Origin of the sequence: Companilactobacillus allii, assembly GCF_001971585.1 — a bacterium.
Lineage (GTDB): Bacteria > Bacillota > Bacilli > Lactobacillales > Lactobacillaceae > Companilactobacillus > Companilactobacillus allii.
Map to the genome: position 1 here is coordinate 1,812,319 of NZ_CP019323.1, position 18,142 is coordinate 1,830,460.

The window sequence follows — 18,142 nt, forward strand, 5'->3', positions numbered from 1 at the left end:
TAAATTGATATAGACAATATATTTTATTGATTTGTGAAGTATTTTGATTGTGAATGGATATATTCATATATATTAAAGGAATATTAAGGGGATAGATTGAAATGGAGTTCAATAAAGAATTTTTAGAAGATTTTGAATTGGCCGCTAATGACCATGGTGAGCCACATTGGTTGGTTGATGGAAGAGTTGAAGCACTCAATGAATTTAATGAATTAGATTATCCTCAATCAAAGAAGATAAATTGGGATTTGTTAGAAATTAATGAACCAAAGTGGCATAAATCTAATCGGCAATTAATTCCTGATTGTGAAAATAATGGAAATATTCAAATTATTCAATTGGGTCAAAAAGTTATCGTAAATAATTTAACCGATGATTTAGAAGAAGCAGGCGTTGTGATTACGGATATTTTTACGGCTTTCAGACAACATCCCAGACTAATTCAAAAGTCCTTTATGAATAAAGTAATTAATTCAGATGAAGACAAATTCACTGCCTTTCATGCTGCCATGTTAAATGCAGGAATATTTGTATATATTCCAAAAGGAATTCAAGTTGATCAAACTATAGAAATACACGTTTTAAAAGATGATACTTTGAATTTGCCACTGATAACGCATGTCTTAGTGGTCGCAGAGGGGGATTCATCAGTAAATATTGTTGAAGAAATTACAGATAAGGGTTCAAACAAAAATATCTTTAATGGATTCACTGAGGTTCTGGCAAGGATGAACGCTAAAATTGATTTTAAAATATTGAATAAGCTATCTGGAGATGGTGAAGTATTTTTAAAAGATAAAGCCTATTTGGGCAAGGGTGCCACGGTTAATTGGGAAGAAAATCTGTTGAACGATAGTAAGACGTATGCCAGTTTTGAAAATAATTTATTTGGTGCCGATTCAAAAGTTAAAACAACATTAAATGTAAAAAGTCCGAATAACAAAGAATTTAATATCAACGTAGTTAAACACGGCAATAATGTTTCAAGTGAATTCGATAAGAATTTTGATGCATAATTAAGATTATTGAGGAGAAGTACTATATGATATTAGAACGAGAAAATATGATTAATATCAATCAAATTCAAAGAGAACTAGGACTATATTCTAGTCGGGATGAAATTCATGATATAAGTGAATTGGTGGCATATTATCAACTATGTCATTCCGCAGTTGGAGAATTTGGAACTAAGTTAGAGAATCTTGATAATGATTATCAAGTTAGGCATAATCATAATCCGATTCATCATATAGAAGTTCGAATGAAAGATGTTGGTAGCTTGATCGAAAAGCTTAATAGAAAGAATCTTCCTATTAAATTTGAAAGCGTAAAGGAGAATATCTTAGATGTTGGTGGGATTAGAGTTGTAACTAATTACATTGACGAGTAGTTTACACTGTTGAAGAAAATCTCTTGGCCCAAAGTGATGTGAAGTTGATCCGTCGTAAAGATTATGTTAGTGATCCCAAAAGTAGTGGCTATAGAAGTCTACACTTGGTGGTTTCAGTTCCAGTCTTTCAGTCTGATGGAGTTCAGGTTACCCCAGTAGAGATACAAATCAGGACCGTTGGTATGGATATGTGGGCCAGTTTGGAACATAAGTTACGTTATAAAACTGATAAACCAGATGAAAAAGTTGCTAAATATGCTGATTCATTGCAAGGTTATGCAAAAGAAATCAATGGTATTGAGCAAAATATGCAAGAAATTTTTCATAATTTGTAGGAGCTATGTTCAAGGTTAAAACTTATAACTTGCACCAATGGAAGCAATATCTGTATAGTTATTAGGATTGTAATTAATTGAATTGGAGATGAGACTTTGGCCCAGTCATCTTACTGGAATAAAATCGCAGATAAGACTAGAAAAGAGAATCGACCATTTTTTAGTTTGGCACCAATGGAGGCCGTTACGGGCTCAGTTTTTCGTCGTGTAGTTGAAAAGGCTGCAGCACCGGATGTTTTCTATACAGAATTTACTAACGCGTTAAGTATCACACATCCCTTGGCTAAGGAATCCGCTAAAGGACGTTTGTACATTGATCCAAAAGAAAATCCCAAACCGATAATTCAGTTGTGGGGCAATAATGGCGAAGACTTTTCTAAAGCAGTCAAAGAAGTTAAGAAGCAAGGTTTTGAGGCAATTGATATCAATACTGGTTGTCCCGATATTGCGGTCATTAAAAACCACAGTGGAAGCGACTTAATAAAACACTTTGATACTGCCAAAGAAGTTATTGAGGGTGCGCGCAAGACAAATTTGCCTGTATCTGTAAAAACAAGGATTGGTTATAGTGAAGTTGATGAGTATAAAACATGGATACCATTTTTACTGGAACAAAAACTTCCAGTCTTAACAATTCATGTACGTACGCGTGAGGAAATGAGTAATGTACCTGCCCATTATGAATTGATCGATGATTTAGTGAAGATGCGTGATGAGATAGCACCAGATACCTTGTTACAGATCAATGGTGACATTGCTGATTATCAGGCTGGAATGAAACTCTATCATGAACATCCTGGAATTGATGGTGTCATGATTGGACGAGGGATCTTTACCAATCCGTTTGCGTTTGAACCAGTTAAAAGAGAACATTCAGCACATGAGTTATTGGGTTTATTACGTTATCAATTAGATTTGTATGATGAATTCGTTGCTATGGGAATTCCCGGTCATTTTGCTCCACTACAGAGATTCTTTAAGATCTATGTTCGTGGAATGAAGGGAGCATCTGCCATTAGGAATGACTTGATGCAGACTAAGACAACTGATGATGCACGTAAAATTATTGATCGAATTGATATTAAGGACTAAAAAAAAGATGAGAAAATTTTATTTTTCCCATCCTTTTTTTATATTCTAATATTCAGCTTCAGTAGTTTCAAAGTTTGGATCAACGAATTGTTTATAAAAATCATAATCTTTTTTAATCAACATAATTCGACGTTCCAACTCTTCTAGAGCTTGATCTTGTTCCAAAGTTCTTAAGTCATCACGTTGTACTTGTTCTTCATTTTCTAACAATGTACGTTGAATGCTTAAATCGTTTAGACAAATTTTAATCATTTTTTGGAAATCGCCACGGCTCATTTCATTTTGTGCCTTCATTTTAAATCCTCCGGATAGTTGATATTCTTCAAATAACCACCATAATCTTGTGCCTGACAGTTGGCATCATTCAAAAGACTTCGCCAACGGTAGCTTTTCAAATTGACATATTTCATTAATATATCAATATTAATCTTTAAATGACAACAAGTGTAGTAGGGAACTTGCTTAATTTTGATATAACCGTCATTCTCATTCAAAAATTTAATGGCATCAGATTTAATAATATAATCAGTAGCTATGACTAATAAGTCTGCATTAGTAGTCTGTGTTGCTTGAAAATAGGCCCATAGTGCAGACATTGGTCCACAGTCTATCATGGGATAAACATCAGGAATAACTGTTATTTTATGATCCAATAATTCATTTATTGCTCCATTGTTAGTTTTGTTTGTAGAAACAAAACAATTATCTACAAAAGGTAATGTTAAATCGGCAGTGTACTTTACATTGGGAATTATTACATCATTGAAATGTGCTAGCGCCTTATCACTTTTGTACCGGGTTGATTTTCCACCAGCAAGTATCAGACTATCGGTCATTTTGAATATCCTCTATAAAACTGTTTATAAATTTTTTTCGATTATTTATATTTTCAATATTTAAAACTTTTGTAGAAGTATTACCTTGAATAGAAACAAAGGTCGAGATGTTAGTTATATCAGAGTAATCACTGATTGACTCGTCAGATTTAAGTAAAACGATTTTTGGAAAGTCCAATTCCTTAATTCCTTCAATAATAATGAAATCAGAATCACCTTTTTGGAGCTTTGCGATTTTATCTAAATTTGTAGTAGGCAAGTTTCTTTGGTAATGAATTGTTTGTTCATTATTTAATAGCAACACATCATCAGAATATTGGAAAAATTTACCAGTATCATTTGTAGTTGCAATATCAATTGGTAAATGAGTGTGTTTGACGACACTGAATTTATATTGTGGTGTTTCAGTAAGAAAATTTTGTAGCAAAGTAGTTTTTCCACTTTTTTTATGTCCGATTATTTGAAAGGTAATAGCCATGTGCGTAGCTCACTATCTTTAGGAGTAATGGATTTGCCACGTGGAATTTCAAACATACAAGTAGCACGTTGCAAATTATTCAAGTTACCAGATGCATCACCACCAACACGACCAATTTCAATGTGATTACCAACAAACTTATATTGACCACGTAAAATACGATCATACATATTTGTCTTAGTGTATTCAGCGTTTAAAGTGGCAATACATTCGATACAGTTACTAGTCTGATGTTGCATTAAGCGGAGGGCATATTCAACGAATAAATAAAATCCAGTGAAACAAGCACCAGGGTTACCGGATAATCCAAAGAACAAGGTATTGTCATATATAAATGCAGTCGTGACACTACCTGGTCTCATTTCTAGCTTATTAAATAATAATTTCTCTGATGATTTAGCAAGATCTGCAATAATATCAAAATCACCAACTGAAACACCACCATCAGTGATAATAACGTCGCATTTATCTAACAAATCATTGACTGCAGTTTTCAATTTATTGGGATCATCTTTAATTTGTGTATAACTGATAACATCGGCACCATTTTCTTTACATAGATTACGTATCATCGGGCCGTTACTATTAAATATTTTGCCGTTTACTATTTGTTCACCGGGATGTAATAGTTCTGAACCAGTTGTGATAATGCCGATAGTTGGTTTTTTATAGACTGAGATATCTTGAATATCAAAGGCACTCAGCAGACTAATACCGCCAGGATTGATCTCGGTATCTTTTTTCAAAAGAATGTCGCCTTTTTTAAAATAATCACCGATCGGTGTGATGTTGTCCTTATGTTGAGTTTCGGAAATTTCAACAGTATCTTTGTCGATCATTCTAGTTGTTTCAAGCATTACTACGATATCGGCTCCATCAGGAACGTATCCACCAGTCATTATTCTGACCGCTTCACCAGAAACAAGAGGTCTGTCAAAGTCAGCACCAGCTGGAATGTCACCAACGACCTTCAATGTTCTTGGTAATTTTGTTAAGTCTTCTTGTAGCATAGCGAATCCATCGTATCCAGATCTTCTAAAGGTAGGGTAATCGTTAGGAGCAACAACATCTTGAGCAATGATGCGATGATTGGATTCTATTGATGGAATTTTTTCTGAACCGAGTTTGACACTGCCAATATTTTCGACAATAACTTTTCTGGCCTCGTCGATACTTATAGCGTTTCTATTATCTACTGGTTTGTACATTATTTTGTTATCTCCTTTATTAAATGATCAATGTCTGGCAGGATTATTTGTTCCAAAGCTGTTTTACATGCGTTAGTAGAGCCGGGGAGAAGGTAACAAATTTGATCTCTCGCAGTAATTCCGGCAGTTGCACCAGAAACCAAAGCCTTTAAGCCGATATCCTCAATACTGATTTTACGAAAATATTCACCAAAGCCTGGAATTATCTTGATGAATTTTGACTCTAATGTATCAATGGTCACATCTCGTCTTGCAATTCCCGTTCCACCATTTACTAGGATCAATTGGCAAGTAGTGTTAAGTAACTTGTTATAAGCGTCGGTTATTTGTTTTGCATCGTCTTTAACGATGTATTTTGTAACAAAGTTATTTCCAGCTTTTTCCATTGCTCCTTTGATATATTGTCCCGATTTGTCAGTTTCAGTCGTTCTGGTATCGCTGACAGTAATAATTCCAAAATCAATCATTAACTTCTCTCCTCAAAATTGTGATGGTCTATAGGACAATCACTTTTTTTGTTTACTCTAATTTTTCTAAAATCAAAAGTCCAATTATCTAGTACTAATAATTGTCCGGCATCATATTTGCCACTAGTTAAAAATTTCATAGCTAATGAAGCTTGAAGGCTGCCAGTTAAGGCAACAATCATGGGATTAGTTCCAATATTGGCACTTAATCCTAACTTATCTATATTTTCTTTTGGATATAGGCATTCTAGACAAGCAGAAGTAGGATCAATAAACATAACTTGTCCTTGATTAGCTGCACAAGTTCCAAAAATATGATTGATACCACGTTCTTGGCAATCTTGATTTATCTGATACTTAACAGGGAAGTTGTCAGTACAATCAATTACCAAATCATACTTTGTATCCAATAAATCAGGTGAATATTGCTGATTAATAGTGTTGATAGTTACGTCTTTATTTGCTTTTTGCAAGTGGCTTTTCATAGCAACTAACTTGTCTATTCCAACGTCTTCTTCAGTATAAAGATTTTGACGATGCAAATTAGTTATTTCTACAACATCATAATCCACTAAAGTTATGTTACCAACTCCAGCTTTGACCAATTCAGATGAAACAAAACTTCCAAGTCCTCCAACGCCAACTACAAGTATATGGGAATTTTCCAGTCTTTTTTGTCCCACAATTCCAATCTGTTTTATTTTCAATTGCCTGTCGTATCTGTTTGTCATTTCTTTCACCTCACGTACAAAAGGTTAGGGAAAATCCTAATCGAAGTCAATAAGGATAAGTGCTAGATTTGTTATAAGGAATTCTAAAGTGAACTAGGTGGGAGTTGCATATGCTAAAATCTAGATTTTTTAAAAAAGTTGATAAATTTAACGGTAATTTCACCCAATTAGAGGAACATTCTCGTCGTTGGGAGAAATTGTATAAAGAACGTTGGGCGCACGATAAGGTCGTCCGTACAACACATGGTGTTAACTGTACAGGATCTTGTAGTTGGAACGTTTATGTTAAGCAAGGAGTAGTTACTTGGGAGCATCAATCTACTGACTATCCATCTTGTGGTCCTAACATGCCAGAATATGAGCCACGTGGGTGTCCTCGTGGGGCTAGTTTCAGTTGGTATGAGTACAGTCCTTTGAGAATCAAGTATCCATATATTCGTGAACGCCTGTGGAAGTTTTGGGAAGATGCTAATGAAAAGTATGATAGTCCAGTTGATGCTTGGGAAAGTATCGTTACTGATCCTGAGAAAACTAAATCATACAAATCAGTCCGTGGTCATGGTGGATTGATTCGTGTTAAATGGGAAGATGCCACACAGATGATTTCGGCAATGCTTATTTATACGATCAAAAAATATGGTCCAGATCGTATTGCTGGATTTTCGCCAATTCCTGCCATGTCAATGATGAGTTATTCATCTGGTGCGAGATTTATCTCGTTACTTGGCGGTGAAATGCTGAGCTTTTATGATTGGTATGCTGATTTACCACCAGCTTCTCCTCAAGTTTGGGGTGAACAAACTGATGTCCCAGAATCAGCCGACTGGTATAACAGTCAATACTTGATCATGTGGGGTTCAAATGTTCCATTGACTAGAACACCTGATGCTCACTTTATGGTTGAGGCTCGTTATAAAGGTACAAAAGTAGTTTCGATCAGCCCAGATTATGCCGAAAATGTTAAGTTTGCTGACAACTGGTTAGCTCCACATCCAGGATCTGATGCAGCACTAGCTCAAGGTATGACGCATGTAATCTTGAATGAATTCTACAATGAAAAACAAGTACCATACTTCATAGATTATTCTAAGAAATTCACTGATCTACCATTTGTTATCACATTGGAAACCAGTGAAACAAATACTGAACACGTCGTATCTGGAAGATTTTTGAGAATCTCAGATATTGATAATACCGAAACACCAAATTCTGAGTGGAAACCAGTCCTTGTCGATGAACCAACAGATGAACTGGTAGTTCCCAATGGAACTATTGGACAAAGATGGGAAGAGGGTAAAAAATGGAATCTGGATTTGAACGGTATTAGTCCAAAACTCTCCTTCTTAGGTGAATCAGAACGCACTATTGATATGCCAATTTTTGATGCATCTGGAAATGGAATCTATCAAAGAACAATCCCATGTCGTGAAATCACCTTAAAAGATGGTAGTAAAAAACTTGTTACAACAGTATTCGACTTATTAATGGCCCAATATGGAATCCGTCGTAAGAAATTTGATGAGTATGCTGCAAAGGGTTACGACGATGCAACAAGTCCCTTTACTCCTGCTTGGCAACAAAAAGTTACAGGGGTTAAACCTGAAGTTGTGATTCAAATTGCACAAGAATTCGCACAAAATGCTGCTGAAACAAACGGAAAATCAATGATTATTATCGGTGCCGGTGTCAATCATTGGTTCAACTCAGATATGACATATCGTGCAGTTATTAATATGTTGATGTTGACCGGATGTATTGGCGTTCAAGGTGGTGGCTGGGCTCACTATGTTGGTCAAGAAAAACTTCGTCCTGCAGAAGGTTGGGCTAGTATATCATTTGCTAATGATTGGCAACCTGGCGGAGCTCGCCAACAACAAGGAACATCATTCTTCTATTTTGCCAGTGATCAATGGAAATATGACGAGATAGATAACGAAGGTATGAAATCCCCAATCAAAACTATCAAAGATACATTTAAGCATCCAGCCGATTACCAACAAATGGCCATTAGATTGGGTTGGATGCCTTCATATCCACAATTCAATCGTAATAGTTTGGACTTTACCAAACAGTATGGAACAACTGATATAAAAGAAGTTTCTAAAAAAGTTGTTAAAGAATTAAAGGATGGAACATTACACTTTGCTGCAGAAGCACCTGATGAAGATATTAATGAACCAAAAGCAATGTTCATTTGGCGCTCAAATCTTTTTGCATCGTCAGGAAAAGGCCAGGAGTACTTTATGAAACACATTCTTGGTGCTGAAAATGGTCTACTTGCTAAACAAAGTGAAAACTTCAAACCACAAGATATGGAGTGGGATGAAGAAAGTGTTACTGGTAAGTTGGATCTTGCGATAGATTTTGATTTCAGAATGGTAACAACACCACTCTACTCAGATATTGTTTTACCTGCAGCAACTTGGTATGAAAAAACTGACCTATCTAGTACAGATATGCATCCATTTATTCACCCGTTCAATAAAGCGGTTGATCCATTATGGGAATCACAAAGTGACTGGCAAGCATTCCAACATATCGCTAAGAATTTCCAAGCAATGGCCAAGAAGTATTTGAATGAACCACAATATGACTTGAAGACGCAACCCCTCGGTCATGATTCTAAGGGTGAGATTTCTCAACCAATGGGTAAGATCAAAGATTGGAAATATGGTGAAATAGAACCTATACCTGGTAAAACAATGCCAAGTCTTTCAATTATAAAACGTGATTATACCAAGGTTTATGACAAGTATATTGCACTTGGTCCAAACGCTAGAGGTAAAATGGGCGCTAACGGATATAGCTATAGTGTCGCTGACGAATATGATGAACTTAAAGACATCATAGGAACATTTGATGATGGTCCTGATGAAGGATTACCAAGATTAGATGAAGATGTGAACGTTGCAGAAGCAATCCTACACTTATCAAGCGCATCAAATGGTCATGTTGCTAAAAAAGCTTGGGCAAATGCTGAAGAAATAACTGGTGAAAAGCTATCTGATATTTCAGAAGGTCAAACTGAAAAGCAGATGACGTTTGCCAAAATAACAGCACAACCGAGTGAGTCAATCCCAACACCTATTTTCTCCAGTGCCAAACATGACGGGGATAGATATTCTCCATTTTCAGTGAATATCGAACGTAATGTACCATTTAGAACCTTAACTGGTAGACAACAATTTTACTTAGATCATGAAATATTCCAAGAATATGGTGAAGAACTTGCAACCTATAAACCTACACTACCACCACATGTCTTAGGACCAGCAGATACTGTGGTTGAACCAGCGGATAAAGAAGTAACACTTCGTTATCTAACACCGCATGGTAAGTGGAATATTCATACAACTTATCAAGATAATCTATACATGTTGACTCTATTTAGAGGTGGTCCAACTGTTTGGTTAAGTTTGGATGATGCCAAAAAAATCGATGTTGCAGATAATGATTGGGTTGAATTGTATAACAAGAACGGTGTAGTAACCGCTAGAGCGGTTGTTAGTCAACGTATGCCTGATGGAACAATGTATATGTATCATGCTCAAGATATGGAAATAGAAGAGCCAATGTCCACTATCACTGGTAATCGTGGTGGTAGTCATAACGCTCCAACTCAGATCCATATCAAACCAACCCAGATGGTTGGAGGATATGCTCAACTAAGTTATGGATTCAATTACTATGGTCCAATTGGTAATCAAAGAGATTTGTATGTAAATGTTAGAAAATTAAAGGAGGTCAAGTGGAATGAAAGTTAAAGCACAAATTTCTATGGTACTGAACTTGGACAAATGTATAGGTTGTCATACTTGTTCAGTAACATGTAAACAGACATGGACTAATCGTCCGGGTGCGGAGTATATGTGGTTTAACAACGTAGAAACTAGACCTGGTGTCGGTTATCCGAAGAAATGGGAAGATGAAAGTCACTACAAAGGTGGCTGGAAATTAAATCGCAAAGGAAAACTTGAATTGCGTGCTGGTAATAAGTTGAATAAGGTCGCACTTGCCAAGATTTTTTATAATCCTGATATGCCTAACCTTGATGACTATTACGAACCATGGACATATGATTATCAAACATTGTTTGGTAAAGAAAGAAAACATCAACCAGTAGCCCGTGCTAAGTCTCAGATTACTGGTGAATATATGAAGCTAAACAATGGTCCCAATTGGGATGATGATTTAGCTGGATCTGATCGCAGTTTTGGTGAAGATCCTAATATGCAAAATATAGAATCAGATATCAAAGGTAATTTTGAAAAGACATTCATGATGTATCTACCAAGACTTTGTGAACACTGTCTTAACGCTGCTTGTGTGGCATCTTGTCCTAGTGGGGCAATGTACAAACGTGACGAAGACGGAATTGTCTTAGTTGATCAGGAACGTTGTCGTGGATGGAGATTTTGTATGACGGGATGTCCATACAAGAAGGTTTACTTCAACTGGAAGACTAATAAAGCTGAAAAATGTACCTTTTGTTATCCTAGAATTGAAGAAGGATTACCAACAGTTTGTTCAGAAACATGTGTTGGTCGTATTCGTTATATCGGTGTTATTTTGTATGATGCTGATAGAGTTGCAGAGGCTTGTGAAGAACCAGATGATACTAAGTTGTACGAAAGACAATTGGATCTATTCTTAGATCCGAATGACCCAGAAGTTATAAAACAAGCACTCGTTGACGGTGTTGATATGGAAACAATCAGATGTGCTCAAAAGTCACCTATTTATAAGATGGCTGTTGAACAAAAGATTGCTTTCCCATTGCACCCAGAATATCGTACAATGCCAATGGTTTGGTATGTTCCACCGCTATCACCAATCATGAATTATTTTGAGGGTAAGAATTCTATTAAATACCCTGAAATGATTTTTCCAGCTATTAATGAAATGCGTATTCCAGTTGAATATCTTGCAAACTTACTTACTGGTGGTAATACAGAAGTTATCAAAAATGCCTTGTATAAATTGGCAATGATGAGACTATACATGCGCGCTAGAACTAGTGGAAAAGATTTTGACGCCGAAAAACTAGAAAGAGTTGGATTAACTGAAAAATCAGCAACTGCACTATATCGTTTACTAGCAATTGCTAAATATGATGATAGATTTGTTATTCCAAAGGCTAAAAAAGAAAAAGTTGAGCACGTTGAAGAACAACAAGGTGGATTAGGTTACGAAGCATGTAATGGTTGTTCACTAGCACCTGTTCATGGAAGCATATTACGTAAGGCTAAGGCTGGTGAGTCTGGTAAAGATGCATATGCCGAAAGCTTCTATGGAGGAATTTGGCGTGATTAATATTGAGAAACTAAATACTCTAAAACAAGGCTTTACATATCTTTCACGTTTATTAGATTATCCAGAGCAAGATATTTTGGATCCGGATTTTCTTGATAAATTTCAAAAAGAATACGCAAAAACACCTTCAAAATCTGAAATAACTGAAGTGATTTTGGAGATGCAGACGTATTCTTTAGAAGAACTTAAGACACATTATGTTTCTTTATTCGAGTTGAATAATCGTTATACATTGTATATGACATACTATAAGATGACTGACTCTAGAGAAAGAGGTCAGTTGTTGGCAAAGTTGAAGATGTTATATGAAATGTTTGGGGTACGTATTGACGGGACAGAGTTGTCGGATTATTTGCCATTGATGCTGGAATTCTTGGCATATAGTGATTGGAAAGATGATGAGCGCCAACAAGATATGCAACTTATGGTATCCGTTATTGAAGATGGAACCTATAGCTTGTTGAAGAATGCTGAAGTTCAAGATGATGATATGTATTTTAAACTTATAAGAATTGTTCGTGCCGAATTCAAGTCATGTATTGAGCAAACTACAAAAGAGGGGGAGAAGTTGGTATGAAAAACTTTTTAGATATATTCTTATGGGTGATTTTTCCATACCTTTGTCTTGGTTCGTTCATCTTTGGAACTATCGGACGTTTTGCAATTTTTGGTGCAAATGTAACTGCTGAATCTAGTGAATTACTTGAAAAGAAACAACTAATGGTTGGAAGTATTCTCTTTCACATTGGGATTATCTTTGTTTTTGCTGGACACGTTGTAGGTGTTTTGATTCCTAAGTCATTTACCGACTGGCTAGGAATTCCCAATGAAGTGTATCATATAGGCGCACTTGTAATGGGTGGAGTTGCCGGATTCATGGCATTAGCTGGAATGATGATCTTATCTTATCGACGCTTCAGCAATAAGCGTGTTTTCAGAACTAGTTCATTCAGTGATCTAATGGTCAATGTATCATTTTTGATTATTATTGTTCTTGGATTAAGTGCCTCATTAATTGATGGAGCAATCTTACATCCAGAATTTAATTACCGTTTGAATCTGTCAATTTGGGCAAGACAAATATTTGCTTTCCATCCTGATTATCACTTGATGCTTAAAGTTCCAATTATGTTTAAGATACATGTGATATGTGGATTCATTATTTTTGGATTCTTCCCATATACAAGATTGGTTCACGCACTGGCATTACCTTGGCAATACATCTTTAGACGTCCAATAGTCTATCGCAGGAAACCAAGGGCTTAATTAGATAGTGGGAGATAATTATTATTAAGAAGCAACAAAATAAAATTGTGATGAGTATAGCGTTGTTAACGCTAATTATATTGGTAACTGTTTCAATGATGATTGGTAGATATGATTTGTCGTTTTCTGAAGTTCTCAAATATTTTACAGGACAAGCCAACTCTTCTTCAGCATTAATTTTGAAGCTTAGATTCATTCGAATTATAGCAGTAGTATTAGTTGGCGCGGGTCTTTCTATGGCTGGCGCCACTTTTCAATCTGTCTTTGGAAACGGATTGGCTTCGCCAAATCTTTTAGGTGTTTCTACCGGTGCTAGTGTTGGTGCTGCGATAGCGATTCTTAACGGTAAATCGATTTATTGGATTGAAATAAGTGCTTTTTTGATGGGTATACTAACAGTATTTTTAACTTTATCAATTAATCGAATCCTTCACAGTGAATCAAATATCACTTTGATTTTATCGGGAATTATCATGTCAGGATTGATGCAGTCACTATTGGGATCAGTCAAGTATATTGCTGATCCAGAGGACCAATTACAAAGTATTGTTTATTGGGAATTGGGGAGTTTTATGAAAGTAGACTCACAATCGCTAATATCGGTAGCACCCATATTAGTAATAGGAATAATTTTTCTTTTGATGACGCGCTGGAGATTGAATGCATTATCATTAGATACAAATACAATAAAGACAATTGGAATAAATCCAACAATCAATCGTAATTTGATGATTTTATTTGCCACATTACTGACTGCTGCATCCGTTTGTTTATGCGGTGTTATTGGGTGGATCGGTTTGGTCGTTCCACATGTTAGTCGTAGTATTGTGGGTGAGGATAACCGATATGCACTACCAATGACAGCAATCACTGGCGCTATTTTACTATTGATTTCGGATACATTGGCTAGAAGTATTTCAGTTAATGATATTCCATTGAGTATTATTACTGGCTTTATTGGCGTTCCAATCTTTATTGTGATACTTGTTAGGAGAAAAAATGTTGGAATCTAGGATCATTACAGAAAACTTGTCATTTGCATATAAGAATAAGTCGATCATTGGAAATGTTAATTTGAATGTTGATCCTGGACAAGTTCTGGTAATTTTAGGACCGAATGGAATTGGTAAGAGTACTTTATTGAATTGTTTGAGTGGAGTTTTAACAAAATATAACGGAAAAATCAGTGTAAATGAAAAAGATTTAAGTGAGTTGACTACTAAGAATCTATCACATCAAGTGGCTTTGGTCAGTCAAGGTGTAAGTATCAAATCTAGTTTGACTTTGTTTGATTATTTGCTCTTAGGACGTACGTCTTTTCACTCGATATTTGAGCAGCCAGATGAACATGATGAGAAGGTTGTTGCAAATGTTATTGAAGAGATCGGCTTGATTGATTATCGTAATATTAGTCTTCAAAATATGAGTGGTGGTCAAAGACAGCTGGCGATAATTGGTCGTGCATTGGCACAAGAACCGGATATATTGATCATGGATGAACCCACCTCTGCTCTAGATTATAAGAATCAGACGGTAGTATTGAAGTTGATTCGTGAACTATCAAATAAAGACATTTCAATAATCATGAGTACTCATGATCCTAATCAAGCTCAAATTATTGGTGATGAAGTCGGATTACTAATAGATAATAAAACTTATTTGCAGGGATCAACGAATGAGATATTAAATGATAAGAATTTATCTAAACTCTATGGAACTTCAATTTTATCGACTTATAATGAATCAGTGAATAGGAAAATATTTGGAATAGGGATGGATTAAGTATGAGAAGGAAACGAAATATTGTTGTTTTACTTTTGGGGCTATTAGTCTTTTTCATTAGTGGAATAACAACACAAGCTGCTTCAACGAAAACAATTGTTGATAATACTGGTGCTCCAGTAAAAATACCAAAGAAAGTTAATAAGATTGCGGATCTTTGGCATGCTAATAATCCGATATTGTTGATGCTTGGGGGAGAGGATAAGTTAGTTGCTACCACAAAACTAACTCATGATAATGCTTTATTAACTCAACTGTATCCTAAGGTTAAAAAACAAGCAGTCCCATTTAATGGTGAGGATTTTCAGATTGAGGAATTGGTCAAACAAAAGCCAGATGTAGTCATTAGTTCTGATACTTCACAGATCAGTGAATTGAAGAAGAACAATATTCCAGCTGTTAATTCGATGTTTCAAGACTTTGGTGGTTTGAAGAAAACGGTTACTTTGACTGCTAAAGTAGTTGGTACCAAAGATGCGAAGAAAAAGGCCAAGAAATATAATAAGAAATTGAATTCAGATATAAAACAAGTTAAAAAACGTGTCCGTAAGGATAAATCAAAGCCCAGCGTGTTACATATTGTTAATACTAGTGATCTAAGTAAGGTCGATGGTAAAGATACTATTGTAGATGAATGGTTAAAGATTGCTGGTGGTAAAAATGCCATTAAAACTAAGGGCAATATGATTAACGTTTCTGCTGAAGAAATTATTAAGGCTAATCCAGATGTCATAATCATCGGTGGAACTACTAATAAAAAAGCTTTGAAGCTGCTCAAAAAAGATGATCGATTCAAATCTTTGAAAGCGGTTAAAGATAAAAAGGTGTATGGTAATCCGACAGGTATCTTTATGCTAGACAGATACAGTGCTGAAGAAGATTTACAAATTTGGTGGGCAGGTAAAATACTTCACCCCAAACAAATGAAAGATGTAAATCTAAACCATAAATTCAAGTCATTTTATAAGGAATTTTTTGATTATGAATTCAGTAATAAAAAAATAAAGCAGATTATTAATGGTGAGGTTATCAAGTGAAAATAGAAATAACACAAGAACCCATCAATACTGAAAAGCTCACACAGAGTTTGATCCATAGTGAGTATGGAGGAGTTGATATTTTTATAGGTAATATTCGTCGATTTACTGATGATATTGAAACCGAAAAAATTGAGTATACTACTTATAAGAAAATGGCAGAAAAAGAAATGCAAAAGTTAGCCGACAAGGTACTCTCAAAGGGCATGGATGTGGTGATGGTTCACCGTATTGGTGAATTACAACTTGGTGATATTGCTGTGTTTATTGGCGTATCTGCACCACACAGGGCTGAAGCATTTGAAAACTGTCAGTTCTTAATTGATGAGTTGAAGAAGACAGTTCCGATTTGGAAAAAGGAATATGATCGTGACAAAATTCGTTGGGGAGGTTTAGAAGATTGAAAGTAAAAATGTTTTCTATCTTGGCTGAAGAAATAGGTCCGACACTAGAAGTAGATTTGAACGATAGTTTCTATTCAAGGGATGTTAAAGAATCAATTATTAAAAAATATCCTGATTTAAAGAACATCATAGATCAATCTTTGGTAGCTATTGATGAAGAATATGCGGATGAATCGCTATTTTCATTAAATAGTGTAGATGAAATTGCTTTGATCCCACCAGTCAGTGGCGGCTAATATAAGGGGGGCTTTATAATGGAAAGTAAATCTAAATCAATAATTGCTTTGGCCATGGGTACTTTATCCATGATGATTTGTTTTATGGTTTGGCTGAGTTTATCGCCGTTAGTTGGAGTTATTCTTTCACATAATGGAATTGAGTTAAGTGAATTTCAGCGAACATTCTTGTTAGCAACACCAATTTTATTAGGTTCAATTATGCGTATCCCAATGGGAATCTGGAGTGATAAATTCGGTGGCAAGAAAGTTTACATTATATTAATGCTGTTCTTGATCATTCCTGTGCTTATGGTTCCTAGAGTCAATTCATTTGGAATGATGATAGTTGCTGCATTGCTACTTGGTATGAGTGGGACGTCATTTGCAGTTGGTATTTCGTATGTTACCGGCTTTTTTCCACCAGAAAAACAAGGATTAGTCCTTGGAATTGCCGGTGTTGGTAATATCGGTACTGCGTTTTCATCGTTCTTTTTCCCAAGAATGGAGAAGGTATGGGGATTAAACAGTGTATTTTATACATTGATCATCTTATTAATTATTTTTGTATTATTGATGTTCTTTATAGCTCCAGAATCAAACAAAAATGAAGATGCTAGTATGCTCAAGTCTTTGGCTGTTGCTAAAGAAAAGGATACTTGGTACCTTGCATTGTTCTACTTTCTAACATTTGGTTTATTTATGGCTATGACTAACTTATTATCAACTTTTATGGTCAATTTATTTAATAGTAGTTTAATAGATGCTGGATTATGGGCAGCAATATTTGCTGTTATTGGTACATTGACACGTCCATTGGGTGGTTATCTTTCAGATAAAATTCGTCCGATGACACTTTTAAAGTATGATTTTGTCGCAATTACTGTTTCTGCAATAATTTTAGGGATTTTCCTAAAGACACAGGCCATTTTTCTTATTATGATGATAGTAATAGGTGTCTTAGTTGGATTAGGTAATGGAATTATTTTCAAGATGGTTCCGTTCGTGTCTGACAGTAACACTGGTGCCGTTACAGGATTTGTTGGCGCTATGGGTGGACTAGGTGGATATTTCCCACCAATTATCCTGGGTGTGATTAAACAGGCTACTGGCACTTATGAACTAGGGATATATTTAATCGCTGTATTTGCTATAATATGTTTAGTATTACTACAGAGAGTATATATTTCTGGAGAACACAAAATTGTTAAGTAATGGAATTGAGGTGCAACTTTATGAGTGAGAATGAACAAACAGAGAAAAAAGAAAATGCCGTTATGGAGGCACTAGAGGATGTTATTGACCCAGAACTTGGAATCGATATCGTTAATCTAGGCTTGATATATGGGATTGAGATCAAAGATAATCTTTGTACCGTGACTATGACATTAACAACTATGGGATGCCCATTAAGTGATATGATTTCTAACGATATCCATAATGCCGCTGAATCAGTTGAAGGTGTCGATTCGTGTGACATCAATTTGGTTTGGTATCCAATTTGGGATATGAGTAAAATGAGTCGTTTTGCCCAAATTGCACTTGGTATTGGTGGTTAACATTTGAGAGCGTGACAAAACACGTTCAG

General features: G+C 35.6%; 19 protein-coding genes and 1 pseudogene. 14 read left to right on the plus strand and 6 right to left on the minus strand.

Annotated elements, in window-relative coordinates; genetic code table 11:
• Nucleotides 1-101: 101 nt before the first annotated feature.
• The 3 genes and pseudogenes from BTM29_RS08880 (at nucleotide 102) to BTM29_RS08890 (ending at nucleotide 2,817) form a co-directional block, all read left to right on the plus strand.
• The gene (locus tag BTM29_RS08880) at nucleotides 102-1,016 is read left to right on the plus strand and encodes a SufD family Fe-S cluster assembly protein (protein WP_076616320.1); all 915 of its coding nucleotides are present in this window, start codon (nucleotides 102-104) and stop codon (nucleotides 1,014-1,016) included.
• A 26-nt stretch (nucleotides 1,017-1,042) separates the two neighbouring features.
• A pseudogene (locus tag BTM29_RS08885) lies at nucleotides 1,043-1,725 on the plus strand (GTP pyrophosphokinase).
• Nucleotides 1,726-1,821: 96 nt separating this feature from the next.
• On the plus strand, nucleotides 1,822-2,817 hold the full coding sequence (locus BTM29_RS08890) for a tRNA dihydrouridine synthase (protein WP_076616323.1): 996 nt from the start codon (nucleotides 1,822-1,824) through the stop codon (nucleotides 2,815-2,817).
• Between the two features lie 45 nt (nucleotides 2,818-2,862).
• Here BTM29_RS08890 and BTM29_RS08895 read toward each other — a convergent pair whose 3' ends face one another.
• Genes BTM29_RS08895 through BTM29_RS08920 form a run of 6 tightly spaced genes read right to left on the minus strand, consistent with a single transcriptional unit; the run spans nucleotide 2,863 to nucleotide 6,537 of the window.
• On the minus strand, nucleotides 2,863-3,111 hold the full coding sequence (locus BTM29_RS08895) for a hypothetical protein (protein WP_076616324.1): 249 nt from the start codon (nucleotides 3,109-3,111) through the stop codon (nucleotides 2,863-2,865).
• Nucleotides 3,108-3,653 carry an NTP transferase domain-containing protein gene (locus tag BTM29_RS08900; RefSeq protein ID WP_076616327.1) on the minus strand — a complete coding sequence of 182 codons (546 nt, stop codon included), beginning with the start codon at nucleotides 3,651-3,653 and terminating at the stop codon, nucleotides 3,108-3,110. The genes BTM29_RS08895 and BTM29_RS08900 overlap by 4 nt, the downstream gene beginning before the upstream one ends.
• The gene (locus BTM29_RS08905; RefSeq protein WP_076616330.1) at nucleotides 3,643-4,131 is read right to left on the minus strand and encodes a molybdopterin-guanine dinucleotide biosynthesis protein B; all 489 of its coding nucleotides are present in this window, start codon (nucleotides 4,129-4,131) and stop codon (nucleotides 3,643-3,645) included. The genes BTM29_RS08900 and BTM29_RS08905 overlap by 11 nt, the downstream gene beginning before the upstream one ends.
• Nucleotides 4,110-5,339 carry a molybdopterin molybdotransferase MoeA gene (locus tag BTM29_RS08910; RefSeq protein WP_076616332.1) on the minus strand — a complete coding sequence of 410 codons (1,230 nt, stop codon included), beginning with the start codon at nucleotides 5,337-5,339 and terminating at the stop codon, nucleotides 4,110-4,112. The genes BTM29_RS08905 and BTM29_RS08910 overlap by 22 nt, the downstream gene beginning before the upstream one ends.
• A complete protein-coding gene (locus BTM29_RS08915) occupies nucleotides 5,339-5,806 on the minus strand; it encodes a MogA/MoaB family molybdenum cofactor biosynthesis protein (protein WP_076616335.1) in 468 nt (155 codons plus the stop codon). The genes BTM29_RS08910 and BTM29_RS08915 overlap by 1 nt, the downstream gene beginning before the upstream one ends.
• Nucleotides 5,806-6,537: a HesA/MoeB/ThiF family protein gene (locus tag BTM29_RS08920; RefSeq protein ID WP_076616337.1), complete on the minus strand. Its 732-nt coding sequence runs from the start codon at nucleotides 6,535-6,537 to the stop codon at nucleotides 5,806-5,808. Before BTM29_RS08920 ends, BTM29_RS08915 begins: the two co-directional genes overlap by 1 nt.
• Before the next feature lie 110 nt (nucleotides 6,538-6,647).
• On the opposite strand from BTM29_RS08920, the gene BTM29_RS08925 reads away from it, so the two are divergent.
• The 11 genes from BTM29_RS08925 to BTM29_RS08975 all read left to right on the plus strand — a co-directional run bounded on the left by BTM29_RS08925 (nucleotide 6,648) and on the right by BTM29_RS08975 (nucleotide 18,113).
• The gene (locus tag BTM29_RS08925) at nucleotides 6,648-10,301 is read left to right on the plus strand and encodes a nitrate reductase subunit alpha (RefSeq protein WP_076616340.1); all 3,654 of its coding nucleotides are present in this window, start codon (nucleotides 6,648-6,650) and stop codon (nucleotides 10,299-10,301) included.
• Nucleotides 10,291-11,850 (plus strand): nitrate reductase subunit beta, encoded by a 1,560-nt coding sequence (gene narH, locus BTM29_RS08930; protein WP_076616343.1) that lies wholly within the window; start codon nucleotides 10,291-10,293, stop codon nucleotides 11,848-11,850. The genes BTM29_RS08925 and narH overlap by 11 nt, the downstream gene beginning before the upstream one ends.
• The gene (narJ, locus tag BTM29_RS08935) at nucleotides 11,843-12,427 is read left to right on the plus strand and encodes a nitrate reductase molybdenum cofactor assembly chaperone (RefSeq protein ID WP_076616346.1); all 585 of its coding nucleotides are present in this window, start codon (nucleotides 11,843-11,845) and stop codon (nucleotides 12,425-12,427) included. The genes narH and narJ overlap by 8 nt, the downstream gene beginning before the upstream one ends.
• A complete protein-coding gene (gene narI, locus BTM29_RS08940; RefSeq protein ID WP_076616349.1) occupies nucleotides 12,424-13,116 on the plus strand; it encodes a respiratory nitrate reductase subunit gamma in 693 nt (230 codons plus the stop codon). Before narJ ends, narI begins: the two co-directional genes overlap by 4 nt.
• A 62-nt stretch (nucleotides 13,117-13,178) precedes the next feature.
• Nucleotides 13,179-14,129 (plus strand): FecCD family ABC transporter permease, encoded by a 951-nt coding sequence (locus BTM29_RS08945; protein WP_225972194.1) that lies wholly within the window; start codon nucleotides 13,179-13,181, stop codon nucleotides 14,127-14,129.
• Nucleotides 14,116-14,898, plus strand: coding sequence for an ABC transporter ATP-binding protein (locus BTM29_RS08950; RefSeq protein WP_076616356.1), 783 nt, complete (start codon nucleotides 14,116-14,118; stop codon nucleotides 14,896-14,898). The genes BTM29_RS08945 and BTM29_RS08950 overlap by 14 nt, the downstream gene beginning before the upstream one ends.
• 2 nt (nucleotides 14,899-14,900) lie before the next feature.
• Entirely contained in the window at nucleotides 14,901-15,935 is a 1,035-nt protein-coding gene (locus BTM29_RS08955; protein WP_076616359.1) for an ABC transporter substrate-binding protein, read from the plus strand.
• The gene (locus BTM29_RS08960) at nucleotides 15,932-16,339 is read left to right on the plus strand and encodes a molybdenum cofactor biosynthesis protein MoaE (RefSeq protein WP_076616362.1); all 408 of its coding nucleotides are present in this window, start codon (nucleotides 15,932-15,934) and stop codon (nucleotides 16,337-16,339) included. The genes BTM29_RS08955 and BTM29_RS08960 overlap by 4 nt, the downstream gene beginning before the upstream one ends.
• On the plus strand, nucleotides 16,336-16,575 hold the full coding sequence (locus BTM29_RS08965; protein WP_083685967.1) for a MoaD/ThiS family protein: 240 nt from the start codon (nucleotides 16,336-16,338) through the stop codon (nucleotides 16,573-16,575). Before BTM29_RS08960 ends, BTM29_RS08965 begins: the two co-directional genes overlap by 4 nt.
• An 18-nt stretch (nucleotides 16,576-16,593) precedes the next feature.
• Nucleotides 16,594-17,769, plus strand: a complete 1,176-nt coding sequence (locus BTM29_RS08970) for a nitrate/nitrite transporter (protein WP_076616365.1) — start codon at nucleotides 16,594-16,596, stop codon at nucleotides 17,767-17,769.
• Nucleotides 17,770-17,789: 20 nt separating this feature from the next.
• The gene (locus BTM29_RS08975; protein WP_076616368.1) at nucleotides 17,790-18,113 is read left to right on the plus strand and encodes a metal-sulfur cluster assembly factor; all 324 of its coding nucleotides are present in this window, start codon (nucleotides 17,790-17,792) and stop codon (nucleotides 18,111-18,113) included.
• Nucleotides 18,114-18,142 lie beyond the last annotated feature (29 nt).